This is a genomic window from Sphingomonas sp. CFBP 8765, assembly GCF_014841445.1.
Lineage (GTDB): Bacteria > Pseudomonadota > Alphaproteobacteria > Sphingomonadales > Sphingomonadaceae > Sphingomonas > Sphingomonas aerolata.
The window spans coordinates 265,905-282,924 of sequence record NZ_JACYTY010000003.1 but is presented as its reverse complement, the minus strand read 5'-3'; the positions used below and the strand labels follow the sequence as shown (position 1 = coordinate 282,924).

The following is a 17,020-nucleotide window of genomic DNA, read 5'->3' as shown; positions in this document are numbered from 1 at the left end:
GCGATCACAGGCGGATGACCTCTGCCGCCAGCGTATAGCCGCCGCCCCAGACCGTCTTGATCAGTTCGGGCGTCTTCGCATCCGCCTCGATCTTGCGACGCAGCCGGCTGACCTGATTGTCGATCGCGCGATCGAACGCCGCGGCCTCGCGCCCCTGGGTGAGATCGAGCAACTGGTCGCGGGTCAGGACCTGCCGCGGTCGCGTGACGAGCGCGAGCAGCAGGTTGTACTCGCCGGTCGACAACGGCACCGACACGCCTTCGCGGTCGACCAGCGCGCGTTCGCCCGATTTCAGCACCCAGCCGGCAAAGGCGTAGGAATTGGCCTCGGGCGCATGCTGGCGTGCGCCGCCCGCGGTGGCGCGGCGCAGGACGACTTTTACGCGCGTCGCGAGTTCGCGCGGCGAGAAGGGCTTCACGACATAGTCGTCCGCGCCCATTTCCAACCCGACGATCCGGTCGGTTTCCTCGGCGCGCGCGGTCAGCAGGATGACCGGCACGTCGCTGGTCGCGGCGATGTGGCGGCACAGGCTGAGCCCGTCCTCGCCCGGCATCATGATGTCGAGGATGACGAGGTCGATCGCATAGGCGGTCAGCCGCGTCCGCGCGGCCTCCGCGTCGCCCGCCTGCGTGACTCGAAATCCCTGCTTGGTCAGATAGGCGGCCAGCGGCTCGCGGATCGAACGCTCGTCATCGACGAGCAACAGATGCGGCATGTCTCCCATGGGGGCGACGTCTAGCATGGTGCGTGTCCAAAGGAAGCGCCGGACGATCGCAGACCGTCCGGCGCGTGAGGGCAGGGAGGCGGATTACTGATCGGTATCGCCGCCCGGCCGGTCCATCCGATGCCCGCGACCATGGCGCATCGCACGGCGATCGGGCCGCTCGCCGGCGTCGAGCCGTCCGTCATGATTGGCGTCCATCCGGTCGAAACGCTGCCCGGCACGGTCGATGAACTCGGCGCGTGTGAGCACGCCGTCACCGCCGGCGCGCCTGCCGCGCATCATCTGGCCCTTCCTGCCGTCTGCCATGCCTGCCCGCTCGGGCGGGAGCGTCTTGCCACGTGCCGCCATCCGGGCCTCGCGACGGTCGCGCATCGCTTCACGAGCCGCCTGGCGTTCGGCCGCCGTCACGATGCCGTCGCCGTCGGCGTCCAATCGGGCGAACTGCGCCTCCGCCTGCGCGACGACTTCGGAGCGGGTGAGGACGCCGTCGCGATCGGTATCGGTCTGCATCATCGGCCCACCGCGCATCCGGCCTGCGCGCTGCGGGCCGGATGCGCGGGGGGCAGTCTCGGGCGCCGCCTGCGCCTGGCCGGCGATGGTTGTCTGCAGCGCGGCGCGGTTGGCGGCGCTGGTGGCGGCGGCGTCGGCGCGGTCGGCGGGGGCGGACTGTGCGCCGCATGCCGTGGCGGCAAAGCTGCTGGCGGTCAGCGCCAGCGTGAGCAGGGTCTTGCGCATCGCGTATCTCCGGTCGGACGGGGCTGATCCCCATCGAATGTCCCGGTTATGACGATCGGCTGTCGCGACGCTTTGTCAGGTGACGGATAAACTGTCGCAATCTGTATCGTGCACGTCACATCCGCGCGCGGCCGACCTGACGTGGCGGTCAGGCGAAGATCGCGACGCTCTGCATCTGTTCGGCGATCGGCAGGCCTTCCGCGTTCCAGATCGCCATCGACTGGCTCGAACTGCCGTCGCGGACATAGTCGGTCGTCGCGCGCAGCAGCCACCAGCCATCGCGTGTCACTGGTTGCGGGCCGAGGATGTTGAGCAGCCAGGTCATCGAGCTGAGCGGTGCCGGCCCGCCGAGCAGCTTGAGCGCGGAGGGTGGAAGGCAGTCCGCGACCGCGATCAGTTCGACCATCGGATCGAGCCCGTCGCGCTCCGCCAGCCGGACCCAGCGCAGCCATTCGGCGGGGCCGACGCTGTCGTCGCGGCGGTCGAGCAGATCGAAATTGCGCGAGAAGGCGACCGCGCTGTGTCCGCGATAGGTCGCGGTGTCGGCGTCGGGTACCGCGAAGGCGGGCGCGGTGCCGGTGTGGTGGTCGACGCGCGAGGCGATCGGCCCCATGAAGACGAAGGTCGCGCGCAGCCCGAGCCCCGCCGCGCTCTCGACGTCCGCCTGGACGAACGCGGCATTGCGGCCGCGTCGCAATCGAGTTGCGCGGATCGTTATGTCGCCCGAGAGCGGGCCGATGAACGCGACCTGCGCCGAGCGGAGCGGTGGCAGATCGGTGTCCGACATTTGCGCCGCATGCAGCGCGAGCGCGGCCGAGAACCCGCCATAGGCGGTGCGGCCCTGCAGCCAATTGTCCGGCACGGTCCCGCGCCAGCCGCCCTCGATCGGCTGCAGCGCCTCGATCGCCTGTCGCAGACTGGTCATGCCGCCGTCCCCGTCAGGGAATCGCGCAGCTCGCGTTTGAGCACCTTGCCGATCGCGCTGCGGGGGAGTTCGCTCACCGGATGGATGCCCGACAGGCGCTGGGTCTTGCCGAGCTGCGCGTTGGTCCACGCCAGGATTTCCGCCGGGTTCGCCGCTGGGGAGCGAGGGACGATGACAGCGACCGGCGTCTCGCCCCACGCCTCGGACGGCATGCCGATGACCGCGCAATCGGCGACGTCGGGATGCTGCCCAAGCACCGCCTCGAGGTCGGAGGGGTAGATGTTGAACCCGCCCGAGATGATCAGGTCCTTCTTGCGGTCCATCAAGATAAGAAAGCCGTCTTCGTCGAACCGACCGACATCGCCGTGGCGGATATAGCGGTTGCCCTCGGCATCATGCCACTCGGCGTCGCGCGTCGCGTCGCTACGGCCGTGATAGCCGTTCATCATCGCGGGCGAGCGGCCGACGACCTCGCCCATTTCACCCGGCGGTACCTCGACACCGTCATCGTCGATCAGGCGGATCTCGTGCCCCGGCATCGGCTGACCCACGCTATGCAACTTGGTCGGATGCGCGGTCGCGTTGAGCGCGCAGCTCGCTCCGCCTTCGGTCATGCCGTAGAACTCGACGAGCAGCCCCGGCCAGCGCGCGACCACGTCGGCCTTCAGCGCGGCGGAGAAGGGCGCGCTGGTACTCGTCTTGAAACGGAAGGCCGAGAGGTCGAATGCGTCGAAATCGGGGAGCGCCATGATCCGCTGATACTGGACCGGAACGAGCATCGTGTGCGTTGCGCGGTATCGCTCGGCGAGCGTCAGATAGCCGCGCGCGTCGAACTTGCCCATCAGCACGACGCTGCCGCCCCAGCCGAGCGTCGGCAGGATGCTGACGAGCGTGGTGTTCGAATAGAGCGGCGTCGCGATCATTGTGACCGCAGTGTCGAACCCCGCGGCGCTGTTGCGCGCGATATGCGCCCAGCGCATCGCATGGCTCTGGACGATCCCCTTGGGCGTGCCGGTCGTGCCCGACGAGTAGATGATGTTGAACGCATCGCCAGGCGCGATCGCCACGGGCGTGGGGTGTGCACCATCGGGCGCGAGCCAGCGCTCCAACAGCTTGGCGTCGCCGGACCCCTCGGGCGGCAGGTCGGCGTCCGACAGGAGCAGGATGCGCGCGGTGATGCGTTCGCCCGCCAGAGCCTGCGCCATGGCCTCGTCGAGAACGACGATCGGCGCGCCGCTGTCCGCGATCATTGCCGCGATCGCCGCTGGAGTCGCCGACGGCGCGATTGGCGTCGCGACACAGCCGGCCCGTACCGCGCCAAGGAAAACAGAAAGATAGCTGGTCGACGGCGCGGCGACGATCGCGATTGCCTGTCCCGCGGCGATGCCGTCGCGTTGCAGCGCCGCCGCGACGCGGTCCATCGTCCGGTCGAGCGTTGCATAGTCGATACTGCCCTGCGAATCCGCGATGGCGGTCGATGACCCGCGTTCCCGAGCGTGTGCGCGGATCAGATCCGGCAGGGTCGCGAAGTCGGTAGCGAGCAAATCGGAGGCGATCGTCATATCCGCGTGGCTAGGCGAAGTGCGCGTCGAATGCCATACGCGATATTCGAAAAGTCGACTCGCAAAAGGATCCGCCATGTTGTTCTACGACAGTGCCTCGCCGGCGCCCAACCCGCGCCGCGTCCGGATCTTCCTCGCCGAAAAGCAGGTGCGCATCCCGATGGTGCAGGTGTCGATACCCAAGGCGGAGCACAAGGCGGCGCCGTTCCTCGCGGTGAACCCCTATGGCCAGACGCCCGCGCTGGCGTTCGACGATGGTCGCGTGCTGACCGAGAGCGTCGCGATCTGTCGATATTTCGAGGCGCTGCATCCGGAGCCCCCGCTGTTCGGGCACGGCGCGCACAATATCGCCGAGGTGGACATGTGGACGCGGCGGGTCGAATTGCGACTGATGACGCCGCTGTCGCTGGTGTGGCAGCATACGCATCCCTGGACGGCGCGGATCGTGAAGCCGCAATATACCGAATTCGGCGAAACCCAGCGGCCGCGTGTCCGGTCGGGCATGGCCGAGTTCGACGCTGCGGTGGCGGGCATCGAATGGCTCGACGGGGTGCGCTATACCATTGCCGACATCGTCCTGCTGACGACGATCGATTTCGCTGCGTTCGTCGGCATTCCCATCCCGGACGAGCTGGGGCATCTCAGGGCCTGGCACGACCGTGCGTCGGCCCGTCCAAGCGCACAGGCCTAGCGCCGCTGGCGTCCCGGGTCCTGGCCCCGGCCTCGTGCTCCGGACCGGCCGGATGCGGGCGCAGGGCGGTCCGGCAGCGATCCCCGACTTTAGTCCGGCATCCGCGACGGCGCCCGAACTTCCCTTTGCATCCCCCGGCGAATCATGCCAATAGCTGCCCATACCTGATGTTCAGTTTCGGAAAGAGACGGACCTAGGGTGGTTGAGCCTTGAAGCACTCTCGCAGTGCTCGGTATCGACAGGCAGGCAGTCCATCAGGTCGCCGCCTTGACGAGTTTGGAGAGGGGATAAGGCGGAAGGACGGCAAGGCCGTACCTTCCGCCGTCCTTCCTGAAACCCCAGCATCAGCGAGCATTGTGCGACCGGGCCTGACGCCGCATGCGCTGTTCCGTTTTGCGTCATTTCTGGCGTCACCTGACTTCGGCGCTTGAAGGCCGGCGGCGGCTGGTATCCTTAGGGTCGGACCGCTGCGGCAAAGGCCCTCTCCCCGGGGCCACATTATCGCAAGATCGAAAAATGGTTCTGGCCGATCCGGAACTGGCGAAAGCCTTCTACATGACAGTATTGGCGGGGATTAGTAGCAATATGCTACGATTTTCCCGCTTGACGCGTAAGGCGTAGAAGAATCTATTCGATGATGCGGTACGGGCCAAAGTGCTTCGGCCGAACAGGGGAGAGTGATGTGGCCAAGCAGCGCTATTTCGTCGCGTCCGCGTTTTTCGTACTTGCATGGGCCCTTGCCGTTCCGGCGGCAGCGCAAATCGGGGGTGATCCACAACCATTGGGAACGACGGGAGCGGGGCAGGTCACAGCGAACCCCGCGCAGTCTGCCGCCGCCCAGTCAGAGAATGCCGACATCATCGTCACCGGCTCGCTGATCCGCGGGTCGTCCGAGGATGCCGCCGCACCCGTCGACGTGATTTCGGGCGATGAACTCGCGAAGCAGGGCGCGCCGACCGCGGTCGAACTGCTCAAAAACCTGCCGACCTCGAACGGCGTGACCGGCGACGCGAACCAGTTCGACAGCCGCAGTCAGGGCAATGAGGGCGTCGCGTCGGTCAATCTGCGCGGACTGGGGCCGCAACGTACGCTGGTGCTGCTCAACGGCAAGCGGCTGGTGCCGGTCGGCGGCGGTATTCCCATCGTCGACATCAACCTGATCCCCTCGGCCGCGATCGGTCGTGTCGAGGTGCTCAAGGACGGCGCCGCCGCCACCTATGGCTCGGACGCGATCGCGGGCGTGGTCAATTTCATCACACGGACCGACCAGCAGGGTTTCCTGGTGTCGGGCGACTACCGCTATATCGACGGGTCGAAGGGCGATTACGGCACGGCCATGAGCTATGGTCACAGCGGCAACGGCGTGCGGATGCTGGCGTCGTTTGGCTATCAGCATCGGTCGGAGCTCCGTACGACCGATCGGGACTTCACCATCCAGCCCTATGCCAACAATCCCCAGGGCGGCTGGACCGGCGGCGGCAACCCCGGCAACCTCGATTTCAACGCGACCGTCCCGTTTCTCGACCCGGTCAGCGGGCGTCTGTTCACCGGCTATGGCGCGAACGGCGCGTCGAACGGGGTAAATTTCGTTCGCGATCTGGGGTGTGAATCGCTCGGCGGATTCCGCAGTGTCGCGGGCTCGACCACACCGACGCCGACCGCAGTCGGGACGATCGCGGTGCCGACCGATCGATGCTTCAACAATTACGGCCAGTTCGGCAATCTCGTCGAGCCGGAGGACCGGTATCAGGCCTATGCCGAGGTCGCGATCGACCTCACCAGTTCGCTGCAGTTCACCGCGACCGCGCTCTACGGATCGACCTCGACCCGGATCACGACGTCGCCGACCTATCTGCCGACGCTGCCGCCATCGGCGAATGCGGCGGGCGGCGGTGCGGGCTTCTTCCAGGTGCCGACCTATGCACCGGCACTGCGCGATTATTGCCAGGTTTATGGTGCGGCGGCGGGCTGCCTGACCGCGAACGGCACGCCGCTCGCGCCCGCGCTCGCCTTCCCCGTGCTCTTCCGTCCGGCACTGCTCGGTGGCAATCCGGTCATGCGGGGCGGGGACAATGACCGCGGATCGGCATTCTCCAAGCGCCAGTCGGAGGAAATGCGCTTTACCGCGGACCTGTCGTGGGAGGTCACCGATCGGATCAACCTGACCGCGAGCGGGACCTATTCGCAATATGTCCGCGAGAATGAGGGGACCGACACGTTCGGTGACCTGCTGCAGAACGCGATCGCGGGTTTTGGTGGCCCCAATTGCGCCTATGCGACCACCGCGTCGCGCGCCGGGCTGACCGCTGCGCAGATCGCTTCGCTTGCCGGAACGAATGGCTGCACTTTCTTCAACCCGTTCTCGACCGCGGTGGCGGCCAATCCGGTCACGGGTCAGGTGAACCCCAATTATGCCGGGTCGCGCGGCACCAACGGGCTCAGCACCGCGCCCGGTGCGGGGCTGGTCAACGACATTGCGACGGTCGACAATTTCTTCCGCACGACGCGCACCGTCTACAACACGCAATTGTTCGTCGGCGACCTCGTGCTCGGTGGGCGGACCGGGCTGCGACTGCCCGGTGGCGATGTCGGTTTTGCGATCGGCGGCCAGTATCGCCGCGATTATTATGCCGTGAACTATAATGCCGACAGCAACCTCGCGGTAAATCCCTGCCCGGGGACACCGCTCAATCCGCGTGCGACCTGTACGCCGCAGACGGGTGCGCTGGGCTTCCTCGGCACCAACCGGAACGCGTCCTCGGTGGGCGACGTGAAGGCGCTGTTCGCCGAGCTGCAGCTGCCGATCCTCGAGGCGATCAACGCCCAGCTGTCCGCGCGGTACGAGGATTATGGTGGCAATGTCGGGTCGACCTTCAATCCGCAGGGGCGGTTGCGCATCCAGGTGGCGCCGTGGCTGGCGTTGCGCGGCGGGGCCGGGACGACGTTCCGCGGACCGCCCGCGCAGCAGCTCGAAGGCAATCTGACTGCGCTGCAGATCATCGGCACCTCGTTCCGCGCGGTCGACATCAACGGGAATCCGGATCTCGAGCCTGAAAAGGCGACGACCTATAGCGGCGGCGTGATCCTCGACGCGGGCGGGTTCAATGCGAGCGTCGACTATTTCCGGTACGACTTGAAGGGGCCGATCGAGCAGGAGCCGACACAGGGCATCGTCAACGCATTGTTCGGTGCGAGCGGCGCGGCGAATTGCGGCAATGCCGCCTTTGCCGCTCTCCAGCAGCGCTTCACGTTCACCGGTGCGGGCTGCGGTGTCGGCAATGTCCAGCGGTTGCGCACCGTTTATGTCAACAGCGCCGATGTCACGACCTCGGGTCTCGACGTCCAGGCTAGCTTTCGCGGCGAGCTCGGGCTGGCGACCGTCACGGTGGGTGCGACCGGCACCTATGTCATCGACTACAAGACCAAGGACGTGACGGTCGAAGGGATCGTCGTGCAGCCCGCATTCGACGGTGTCGGCCTGCTCAACTACCAGACGACCGCCTATCCGGTGCCCGAAATCAAGGGCAACTGGTATGTGCAGGGTGATTACGATGTCGCCAGCCTGCGGGTGCAGTTCAACTATATCGATGGCTATACCGACCAACGCGGCGCCGCGATCTTCGGGCCGAACTTCGGTGCACTGGCCGGTGGATCGGTGACGGGCGGCAAGGAGATCGGTGCGTTCAAGACGATGGATGCCACGCTGAGGATCGCGTTGCCGACCGGATCGACGGTGTCGCTGTCCGCGCTCAACATCTTCGATCGCGCGCCGCCCTTCGCGCGGCTGGACCAGAATTACGATCCGTTCACCGCCTCGCCGCTCGGGTTCACCGCAAAACTCGGTTTGTCGCAAAAATTCTGATTGCTCTCGGCGCTGGCCTTGTTTTCAACGATTGGGTACGGTCCCAACAGGGTCGCAAGGCCAGCAACGATACGAGAGGATGACCATGGCGACAGCGTTGAAGACGCATTCCGACATCGCCGATTCCCTGGCCATGAAGCGCCGCGGCCTGACGCTCACCCTGCTCACGCTCACCTATTTCTTCAGCTATATGGATCGGCAGATCCTCGCGATCCTGCTCGAACGCATCAAGGCGGACCTTGTGCTGACCGACACGCAGCTTGGGTTGCTCTCGGGACTCGTGTTCGCGATCTTCTACGCCACGCTCGGCATCCCGGTCGCGCGACTGGCCGACCGGACGAGCCGCCGCAACATCATCGCGGTGAGCCTGACGATCTGGAGCGCGATGACCGCGATGTGCGGTCTGGCGCAAAACTTCACGCAACTCATGCTGTTCCGCATCGGCGTCGGGATTGGCGAGGCCGGGTCGAGCCCGCCCAGCCATTCGATCATCGCCGATCTCTATCCCCCCGAAAAGCGCGCGGGCGCGATGGCAGTCTATTCGCTCGGCGTGGTGCTGGGGGCGGGATTCGGGACGCTGATCGGCGGCGTCGTTGCGCACAGCTATGGCTGGCGGGTGGCGATGATGACCGTCGGACTGCCCGGTATCGCGCTGGCGGTGCTCGTCCGGCTGTTCATGGTCGAGCCGCGTCGCGGCCTGTCCGACGCTGGCCCGGTCGCCGCGCCGGCGCCGATGCCGAGCGTCGCGCAGGGCTTTGCCTCTATGTGGGCGAGCGCGCCCGCGCGGCATCTCGTCGTCGGCGTGACCCTGACCTCGATGATCGGGTATGCGCTGACGGGGTGGGGGCCGAGCTTCATGCAGCGTTCGCTCGGCATCTCGATGCTCGACGTGTCGCGCTACATCGCGCTGCCGGGTGCCCTGTTCGGGGCAATCTCGGCGCTTGCCGGCGGCAAGATCGCCGATGTGCTCGCCAAGCGCCACGGCCTTCACGTGCAGAGCTGGGTCGTGCTCGTCATGAAGGGGCTGTCGCTGCCCTTCGCGCTGGCCTTCTACCTGATCGACGTGCCGGCCATCGCGATCGGCAGCTATTTCGTCTACCTGATCTTCGCCAATTCGTACCTGGGGCCGAGCTTCGCGCTCATCCAGCATCTCGCGCCGCTGAAGACCCGTGCGATGTGGGCGGCGATCACGTTGCTGGTCATCAACCTGGTCGGCCTCGGCCTCGGCCCGACGATGGTCGGCTGGCTGAGCGACCTGTTGAAGCCGACCTTTGGCGAGGAATCACTACGCTATGCGCTGGTGATCATCGTGATGATGACGCCCTGGGCGCTTTACCATTATTGGCGTGCGGGCGTGCTGCTCAAGCGCGCCGAGGATCAGGCCGCGCTCGCGGCGGCCTGAGACGTCGGGGGCGGGGAGCGGCGCGGCAGTCAGCCTGTGCCGGTCGCCGCCGCTCCTTTGCAGATCAATCGTCGAACAGGCCGTACATCAGCGTTGAGGCATACATTGCAACTGCACGCTCGCGCGGCATGGTCGACGCCCATTTGCGCATGTCGAAGGCGGCATTCTGGACCGCCATCAGCGCCTGTGCGGCGATCAGCGCATCGACCGCGCGGATCGAGCCCTCGCCGATCCCGTCCATCATCATTCCCGCATAGCGCCGTGCAATTCCGTTAGACCGCTCGACCATCGCGTCGCGGACGCTCGGCGGCAGGCCGCTGAGCGCGGTCGTGCGGAGCAGCGGACCGCGCTCGGCGAACTGGACGTCGAGCAGCGTCGCGACGGTGCTCGACAGCTTGTGCCAATAGCTACCGCCCTCGGCCTCACCGCGGCCCTGCGCATCGGCGATCGTGTCGAAGCTGCGGCGATAGCAGGCGATGACCAGATCGTCCTTCGCATCGAGATGGTGGTAGAAGCTGCCCTTGGTGACGTTCAGTTCGGACGCGATCTTCTGCACTGATGCGCCGCGATAGCCGAGTTCGTTGATAAGCCGCGTCGCCGCCAGCAGGAACGCCTCGCGCCCCGGTTCGGCATCGTCATGGCTGAGGTCGAGCAGCGTCGGTGCCCAGCGCGCACCCGGCCCGGCGATGCCGTGCGCGAACACGTCCATCAGCCGCGCCTCGACACGGGCATATTGGTCGGGCTCGTATCGCGTCAGCCAGATCGGCAGCCAGAAGGTATTTTCGAGCAGGACGTGGGCACGCGCGCTCTGCATGTCGGTCTGCGCGCGACCGGTCGACGGGCCCCAGAGGAGGCGGGTGCGGCGGAACACCTCGCGCCAGCCGTTCATCAGCCGGCTGCGGATCGGGTCTTCGGTGGCGCGCAGATCGGACAGGACCGCGAACGCCTTTTCCTCGCCGCGTTGAATCCGGCCGAGCCGCGCCATGTTGAGCGCGAGATAGCGGGCGACGCGGGCCTGCGGGGTCGGCTCGACCATCGCCTCGTCGAGCATCCGCAGCAGATAATCGAGCGTGTTCTCGAACGCGGCGGCGGCGAGGTCTTCCTTGCGCTTGAAGTAATAGGTAACGCTCGTCGTGTTGAGCCCGACGCGCCGCGCAACGTCCGCGAAGGTCATGCCCTTGGCGCTTTGCTCGTTGATCGCCTCTGCGGCTGCGGCGAGGATGGCGTCACGCTTGGCACGGAAGCGCTTCGTGCCCTGTTCGCCGTCTTCGATCGCCTCTGCCGGAACCTTCATCAAAATACCCTAACAGCTTCGATTTGAAGTTACAGTGCTTTTTAGGCGCTTTCGTGGCCGAGTGGAAAACCGGCTTTCGGCACGCTCCCGGATGCTTTACCGAATACGCGGTATGGTCTAATCGACCGCCAGACCGTGGACCGATGGAGAGCCCGCATGGATTTCAGCTTCAGCGACCGAGAGACCTATTTCCGAGATCGCGTGCGCGACTTCATCGACCAGAATATCCGCCCGCGTCAGGCCGATTACGACGCTCAGGCCCACCATGGCGAGCGCTGGAAGGTGATTCCGGTGATCGAGGAGATGAAGGAAAAGGCCAAGGCCGCGGGGCTGTGGAATTTCTTCATGCCCCCCCATTCCGGGCAGACCCACGTCGATGACAGCTTCGTGTTCGAGGGGACGCAGCTGACCAATCTTGAATATGCGTTATGCGCTGAGGAGATGGGCAAGGTCAGCTGGGCGAGCGAATGTTTCAACTGCTCGGCGCCCGATACAGGCAATATGGAGGTATTCCATCGCTATGGAACCCGCGAGCAGAAGGAGGCGTGGCTCGGCCCGCTGATGCGCGGCGAGGTCAGGTCCGCCTTTTTGATGACCGAGCCTGCGGTGGCGTCGTCGGATGCGACCAATATCGAGACGTCGATGGTCCGCGACGGCGATCACTACGTGATCAACGGGACGAAATGGTGGTCGTCGGGGGTCGGCGATCCGCGCTGCAAGATCGCGATCGTCATGGGCAAGACGAGCTTCGAGGGATCGCGGCATCAGCAGCAGAGCCAGATCCTGGTGCCGATGGACACGCCCGGCGTGACGATCAAGCGGATGCTGTCCGTCTATGGCTATGACCACGCGCCGCACGGGCATGGCGAGGTCGTGCTCGAGAATGTCCGCGTGCCGGTCGAGAACGTGCTGCTGGGCGAAGGACGCGGGTTCGAGATCGCGCAGGGGCGGCTCGGGCCGGGCCGCATCCACCATTGCATGCGGACGATCGGCGTCGCGGAGACCGCGATCGAGGCGATGGCGAAGCGGCTACTGAGCCGTGTCGCGTTCGGCAAGCGGATCGCCGACTTCTCGGTCTGGGAGGAGCGGATCGCGACCGCGCGGATCGATATCGAGATGACGCGGCTGCTCTGCCTCAAGGCCGCGGACATGATGGACAAGGCCGGCAACAAATCCGCGCAGATCGAGATCTCGATGATCAAGGTCGCCGCGCCGAACATGGCGCTGAGGATCCTCGACGATGCGATCCAGGCGCATGGTGGTGGTGGCGTGTCGGACGATTTCCGGCTCGCGCACGACTGGGCGGCAATGCGAACGCTGCGCTTCGCCGATGGTCCCGACGAGGTCCACAACCGGTCGATCGCGCGTAACGAATTCGGCAAATACGGGGACTTTCGCAAAGGCGGCGTGTCGAGCGGGGATGTCGGGGTGAGCCGCTGACCCTGTCCCGTTCGTCCTGAGCGCAGTCGAAGGACATGCCCCGAACGAGCCAGTCCTTCGACTTCGCTCAGGACGAACGGCATTTTTGATTGCGCGCCCGCCAAATCTGGAGCCAGACCACCCATGAAAGCCGCAGTCCTTTTCGAAGCCAACACCCCGCTCAGCATCGAGGACGTCACCGTCTCGAAGCCGGGTCCGCGCGAGGTGTTGATCCGTACCGTCGCGGTCGGGGTGTGTCGCTCCGACCTGCACTTCGTCGACGGCGCCTATCCGCATGCGATGCCGACCATTCCGGGGCACGAGGCGTGCGGCGTCGTCGAGGCGGTCGGTGACGAGGTCGCCATGGTCAAGGTTGGCGACCATGTCGTCACCTGCCTCTCGGCGTTTTGCGGCCACTGTGAGTTCTGCGTGACCGGTCGCATGGCGCTCTGCGTCGACAGCTCGGTGCGGCGTCCGAAGGGCGCGCCGCCGCGGCTGATGCTGGGTGACCGGCCGATCGCGCAGATGCTGAACCTGAGCGCCTATGCCGAGATGATGCTGGTGCACGAACATGCCTGCGTCGCGATCGACCGCGACATGCCGATGGACCGTGCGGCGCTGCTCGGCTGTGCGATCACGACCGGGGCGGGCGCGGTGTTCAACACGACCGACGTGACGCCGGGCGAGACGGTGTGCGTGGTCGGGTGCGGCGGGATCGGGCTGGCGGCAGTGAACGCGGCGAAGATCGCGGGCGCGGGCAAGATCATCGCGCTCGATCCGGTGCCGGAGAAGCGCGCGATGGCGGAGAAGCTTGGCGCCACGCACAGCTTCGACGCGCTGTCGGAGACCGCCGCGGACGAGGTTGTCGCGCTGACCAGGGGCGGCGTCCACCATGCGATCGAGGCGGTCGGCCGGACGCAGTCGGCGGCGACCGCGGTCAAGGTGCTGCGGCGCGGCGGGACAGCGACGATCCTGGGGATGATGCCGCTCGGCGAGAAGGTCGGGCTGTCGGCGATGGACCTGCTGTCGGGCAAGCGCCTGCAGGGCGGGTTCATGGGGTCGAACCGGTTTCCGGTCGACATCCCGCGGCTCGTCGATTTCTACATGCGCGGGCTGCTCGATCTCGACACGATCATCGCGGACCGCATGCCGCTCGAACGGATCAACGACGCGTTCGACGAATTGCGCCGCGGCGACACGACGCGCAGCGTGATCACCTTCGCATGAGCAGCGACGCAGCCAGCACGATGGTCGGTACGATCCCGGTCGGCGAGCGGGACCGGCTCGATCTCGACCGTTTGACGGCATGGATGACGGAGTCGGTCGAAGGCTTTGCCGGGCCGCTGCGCTACGCCAAGTTCGCCGGCGGCCAGTCGAACCCGACCTATCGGCTCGACACGCCGGCGCGCGCCTATGTCCTGCGCCGCAAGCCGTTCGGGCCGATCCTGCCCTCGGCGCATGCGGTCGAGCGCGAATATGCGGTGATCGCCGGGCTTCATCCGACGGGCTTTCCCGTTCCCCGGCCGTACGGGCTGTGCGAGGATCCCGACGTCATCGGCGCGCCATTCTATGTCATGGAAATGGTCGAGGGTCGGACCATCTGGGACGGCGCGATGCCGGGTGCGACGCCCGCCGAACGCCGCGCGCATTATGACGCGATGATCGACGCGCTCGCCGCGCTTCACAACACCGATTATGCGGCGGCGGGGCTCGCATCCTATGGCAAGCCCGGCAATTATTTTGAGCGGCAGGTGGGGCGCTGGACCAAGCAATATCGCGCGGCGGAGACCGAGCGGATGGCGTCGGTCGAGCGGCTGATCGACTGGTTGCCACGGACCTTGCCCGACCAGACGCGGACGTCGATCGTCCACGGTGACTATCGCATCGACAACATGATCTTCGCCCATGCGACGGACGGCGCGGGCGCGAAGGTCATCGCGGTGCTCGACTGGGAGCTGTCGACGCTCGGCGATCCGCTCGCCGACTTTTCCTACATGCTGATGAGCTGGGTGACCGAGCCCGAAGGCCGGTCGGGGGTGCTCGGCCTGACCGGTCCGGAGACCGGGATTCCGACGATCGAGCAGGTCGTCGCGCGCTATTGCGCTGCGACCGGGCGGGACGGCGTCCCCGATCTGAACTGGTATTTCGCCTATAACCTCTTCCGGCTCACCGGGATCGTCCAGGGGATCAAGAAGCGGATCATCGACGGCACCGCGTCGAGCGCACAGGCCGAAGCGACGGTCGCCAAGGTCCACGCGCTGGCGGATGCGGCATGGGGCTTTGCGGTGAAGGCGGGCGCGTGACGCACGTCCCGCAGGCAGAAGGGGAGAGGCAGGGCATGACGCAGTTCGACCTGAGCGGGAAGGTCGCGATCATCACCGGATCGTCGCGCGGGATCGGCAAGGCGAGTGCCGTCGAGCTGGCGGCACATGGCGCAAGAGTGGTGATCTCCAGCCGGAAACAGGAGGCGTGCGATGCCGTCGCGGCGGAGATCAACGCGCGCTACGGCGAGGGCCGCGCGATTGCGGTCGCGGCGAACATCGCCGACAAGGCGGCGCTCCAGCATCTCGTCGACACGACCCGCAGCGCGTTCGGCCGTATCGACGTGCTGGTCTGCAACGCCGCCTCCAACCCCTATTACGGACCCCAGGCGGGGATCGGCGACGACCAGTTCCGCAAGATCCTCGACAACAACATCGTCTCCAACCACTGGCTGATCCAGATGGTCGCCCCCGGCATGACGGAGCAGCGGGACGGCAGCATCATCATCATCTCCTCGATCGGCGGGCTTCGCGGATCGCCGGTCATCGGCGCCTATTGCATCAGCAAGGCCGCCGACATGCAGCTCGCTCGCAATCTCGCAGTCGAGTTCGGCCCGTCGGGTGTCCGCGTGAACTGCATCGCACCCGGACTGATCCGCACCGATTTCGCGCGCGTGCTGTGGGAGGATCCCGAGCGGATCGCGGCGGCGAACACCCGCGTGCCGCTGCGACGCATCGGCGAACCCGAGGAAATCGCGGGCGCGGTGGTGTTTCTCGCCGCATCCGCGAGCCGTTTCATGACCGGGCAGACGCTGGTCATCGACGGCGGCGTCACGATCTAAAGGGGAGGGCATCATGCGGTTCGAGAACAGGTCGATCATCGTCACCGGCGCAGGGTCAGGTATCGGCCGCGCGGCGGCATTGCTGTTCGCGGCGGAGGGCGGGCATGTCGTCGTCGCGGACCGTACCGAGGGTGCGGACGAGACCGCGCATCTGATCAGCCAGGCCGGCGGCATCGCCACCCCGATCCGCGTCGACGCGGGGGAGGAGGAGGACGTGATCCGCATGGTCGCGCTCGCCTGCGATACCTATGGCGGGCTCGACGTGCTGTTCGCCAATGCCGGCATCTCGGGCGGCATGGCCAATCTCTTCGACACCGACGTCGTGCTGATCACCGAAGTGCTGCGGGTCAATCTGATCGGTCCGTTCCTCGCCATCAAGCACGCGGCACCACGGATCGTCGCGCGCGCGGCCGAGACGGGCAGGGGCGGCGCGATCGTCTTGACCGCGAGCGTCGCCGGGTTACGGTCGGGCGCAGGGTCGCCGGCCTATTCCGCGTCCAAGGCGGGGGTGATCAATCTGGCCGCGGTGTCGGCGCAGCAGCTGTCGGGTGCGAACGTCCGCGTCAATGCGATCTGCCCCGGGCTGACCGAAACCGGGATGACCAAGCCGGTGTTCGACTATGCGCGCGAGGCCAACAAGATGGACCGCGTCGGTCGTCTCAACCCGCTCCACCGCGGCGCGCAGCCCGAGGAGCTTGCCCGGGTCGCGGTGTTCCTCGCCTCCGATGACGCAAGCTACGTCAATGGTCAGGCGATCGTTGTGGATGGCGGATTGTCGTCGAGCCATCCGGTGACGCGACAGGATTACGGCAAGACCGCAGCCTGAGGCGGTCCGCTCAGGCAGCTGAGAGATGCAGGTCGGCGAAACCGGTGAAATAGCCGCGTAGCGTCGGATCCTCGATCGGCGCGATCAGGGCCGCGATCGTGGCGGCGGGCGACGTCGCGCCACCACCAGGCACCGCGCCGCTGGCAAATCCCATCGACCAGCTACCGAAGCTGCGCTCGGTGATCGTCTGTTTCGCGAGCTGCACCATCGCGAAATGCCGGTCGTCGCGCTGGATGCGATCGAAGGTGCGCGACACGGCGAGATCATCGCCTTCGAGCACCTGGAGAAACCTGTTGCCGCCAGCGATGAGCAGACCGGTCACGCCCGCGGCGGCATTGTTGCGACGCGAGACCCGCAGAATCTCGTCGATGACCGGCTGTGTCACACGGCCACGCGAGGTGCTGATATAGAGAAGGCGCTGCATGCCGATGATCCCGGAGAATGATCGCGCGGGACTAATCGGAATTTACGAAGACC

General features: G+C 66.3%; 14 protein-coding genes. 8 read left to right on the top strand and 6 right to left on the bottom strand.

Annotated elements, in window-relative coordinates:
• Positions 1–4 precede the first annotated feature (4 nt).
• The 4 genes from IFT87_RS09925 to IFT87_RS09910 form a co-directional block, all read right to left on the bottom strand.
• Positions 5–724, bottom strand: a complete 720-nt coding sequence (locus tag IFT87_RS09925; RefSeq protein ID WP_031395033.1) for a response regulator — start codon at positions 722–724, stop codon at positions 5–7.
• An 84-nt stretch (positions 725–808) separates the two neighbouring features.
• Entirely contained in the window at positions 809–1,459 is a 651-nt protein-coding gene (locus IFT87_RS09920) for a hypothetical protein (RefSeq protein ID WP_192008347.1), read from the bottom strand.
• Between the two features lie 148 nt (positions 1,460–1,607).
• The gene (locus tag IFT87_RS09915) at positions 1,608–2,384 is read right to left on the bottom strand and encodes a thioesterase family protein (RefSeq protein WP_031440979.1); all 777 of its coding nucleotides are present in this window, start codon (positions 2,382–2,384) and stop codon (positions 1,608–1,610) included.
• Positions 2,381–3,946: a class I adenylate-forming enzyme family protein gene (locus tag IFT87_RS09910; RefSeq protein ID WP_037527376.1), complete on the bottom strand. Its 1,566-nt coding sequence runs from the start codon at positions 3,944–3,946 to the stop codon at positions 2,381–2,383. The genes IFT87_RS09915 and IFT87_RS09910 overlap by 4 nt, the downstream gene beginning before the upstream one ends.
• Before the next feature lie 76 nt (positions 3,947–4,022).
• Between IFT87_RS09910 and IFT87_RS09905 the strand changes: the two genes are divergently transcribed.
• The 3 genes from IFT87_RS09905 (at position 4,023) to IFT87_RS09895 (ending at position 9,901) form a co-directional block, all read left to right on the top strand.
• Entirely contained in the window at positions 4,023–4,637 is a 615-nt protein-coding gene (locus tag IFT87_RS09905) for a glutathione S-transferase family protein (RefSeq protein ID WP_031440977.1), read from the top strand.
• A 781-nt stretch (positions 4,638–5,418) separates the two neighbouring features.
• Positions 5,419–8,499 carry a TonB-dependent receptor domain-containing protein gene (locus IFT87_RS09900; protein WP_192008345.1) on the top strand — a complete coding sequence of 1,027 codons (3,081 nt, stop codon included), beginning with the start codon at positions 5,419–5,421 and terminating at the stop codon, positions 8,497–8,499.
• A 79-nt stretch (positions 8,500–8,578) separates the two neighbouring features.
• Positions 8,579–9,901: a spinster family MFS transporter gene (locus tag IFT87_RS09895; protein WP_243845553.1), complete on the top strand. Its 1,323-nt coding sequence runs from the start codon at positions 8,579–8,581 to the stop codon at positions 9,899–9,901.
• Between the two features lie 64 nt (positions 9,902–9,965).
• Here the strand turns inward: IFT87_RS09895 and IFT87_RS09890 are convergent, their stop codons facing one another.
• Positions 9,966–11,195: a TetR/AcrR family transcriptional regulator gene (locus IFT87_RS09890; protein ID WP_037527374.1), complete on the bottom strand. Its 1,230-nt coding sequence runs from the start codon at positions 11,193–11,195 to the stop codon at positions 9,966–9,968.
• 156 nt (positions 11,196–11,351) lie between these two features.
• Here IFT87_RS09890 and IFT87_RS09885 point away from each other — a divergent pair, with 156 nt between their 5' ends.
• The 5 genes from IFT87_RS09885 to IFT87_RS09865 all read left to right on the top strand — a co-directional run bounded on the left by IFT87_RS09885 (position 11,352) and on the right by IFT87_RS09865 (position 16,543).
• Positions 11,352–12,635, top strand: a complete 1,284-nt coding sequence (locus IFT87_RS09885) for an acyl-CoA dehydrogenase family protein (protein WP_031394444.1) — start codon at positions 11,352–11,354, stop codon at positions 12,633–12,635.
• Between the two features lie 123 nt (positions 12,636–12,758).
• The gene (locus IFT87_RS09880) at positions 12,759–13,841 is read left to right on the top strand and encodes a Zn-dependent alcohol dehydrogenase (protein WP_037527369.1); all 1,083 of its coding nucleotides are present in this window, start codon (positions 12,759–12,761) and stop codon (positions 13,839–13,841) included.
• Entirely contained in the window at positions 13,838–14,917 is a 1,080-nt protein-coding gene (locus IFT87_RS09875) for a phosphotransferase family protein (protein ID WP_192008343.1), read from the top strand. The genes IFT87_RS09880 and IFT87_RS09875 overlap by 4 nt, the downstream gene beginning before the upstream one ends.
• A 35-nt stretch (positions 14,918–14,952) precedes the next feature.
• Positions 14,953–15,717, top strand: coding sequence for an SDR family NAD(P)-dependent oxidoreductase (locus IFT87_RS09870; RefSeq protein ID WP_037527379.1), 765 nt, complete (start codon positions 14,953–14,955; stop codon positions 15,715–15,717).
• Positions 15,718–15,730: 13 nt separating this feature from the next.
• Positions 15,731–16,543 (top strand): SDR family NAD(P)-dependent oxidoreductase, encoded by an 813-nt coding sequence (locus IFT87_RS09865; RefSeq protein ID WP_037527368.1) that lies wholly within the window; start codon positions 15,731–15,733, stop codon positions 16,541–16,543.
• Between the two features lie 10 nt (positions 16,544–16,553).
• Here IFT87_RS09865 and IFT87_RS09860 read toward each other — a convergent pair whose 3' ends face one another.
• Positions 16,554–16,967: a BLUF domain-containing protein gene (locus IFT87_RS09860; protein WP_037527366.1), complete on the bottom strand. Its 414-nt coding sequence runs from the start codon at positions 16,965–16,967 to the stop codon at positions 16,554–16,556.
• Positions 16,968–17,020: the final 53 nt, after the last annotated feature.

What these genes read in the sequence shown, in the direction of transcription:
- IFT87_RS09925 (WP_031395033.1), bottom strand. Translation starts at nt 724, where the DNA reads ATGGGAGACATGCCGCATCTGTTGCTCGTCGATGACGAGCGTTCGATC.
- IFT87_RS09920 (WP_192008347.1), bottom strand. Translation starts at nt 1,459, where the DNA reads ATGCGCAAGACCCTGCTCACGCTGGCGCTGACCGCCAGCAGCTTTGCC.
- IFT87_RS09915 (WP_031440979.1), bottom strand. Translation starts at nt 2,384, where the DNA reads ATGACCAGTCTGCGACAGGCGATCGAGGCGCTGCAGCCGATCGAGGGC.
- IFT87_RS09910 (WP_037527376.1), bottom strand. Translation starts at nt 3,946, where the DNA reads ATGACGATCGCCTCCGATTTGCTCGCTACCGACTTCGCGACCCTGCCG.
- IFT87_RS09905 (WP_031440977.1), top strand. Translation starts at nt 4,023, where the DNA reads ATGTTGTTCTACGACAGTGCCTCGCCGGCGCCCAACCCGCGCCGCGTC.
- IFT87_RS09895 (WP_243845553.1), top strand. Translation starts at nt 8,579, where the DNA reads ATGACCATGGCGACAGCGTTGAAGACGCATTCCGACATCGCCGATTCC.
- IFT87_RS09890 (WP_037527374.1), bottom strand. Translation starts at nt 11,195, where the DNA reads ATGAAGGTTCCGGCAGAGGCGATCGAAGACGGCGAACAGGGCACGAAG.
- IFT87_RS09885 (WP_031394444.1), top strand. Translation starts at nt 11,352, where the DNA reads ATGGATTTCAGCTTCAGCGACCGAGAGACCTATTTCCGAGATCGCGTG.
- IFT87_RS09880 (WP_037527369.1), top strand. Translation starts at nt 12,759, where the DNA reads ATGAAAGCCGCAGTCCTTTTCGAAGCCAACACCCCGCTCAGCATCGAG.
- IFT87_RS09875 (WP_192008343.1), top strand. Translation starts at nt 13,838, where the DNA reads ATGAGCAGCGACGCAGCCAGCACGATGGTCGGTACGATCCCGGTCGGC.
- IFT87_RS09870 (WP_037527379.1), top strand. Translation starts at nt 14,953, where the DNA reads ATGACGCAGTTCGACCTGAGCGGGAAGGTCGCGATCATCACCGGATCG.
- IFT87_RS09865 (WP_037527368.1), top strand. Translation starts at nt 15,731, where the DNA reads ATGCGGTTCGAGAACAGGTCGATCATCGTCACCGGCGCAGGGTCAGGT.
- IFT87_RS09860 (WP_037527366.1), bottom strand. Translation starts at nt 16,967, where the DNA reads ATGCAGCGCCTTCTCTATATCAGCACCTCGCGTGGCCGTGTGACACAG.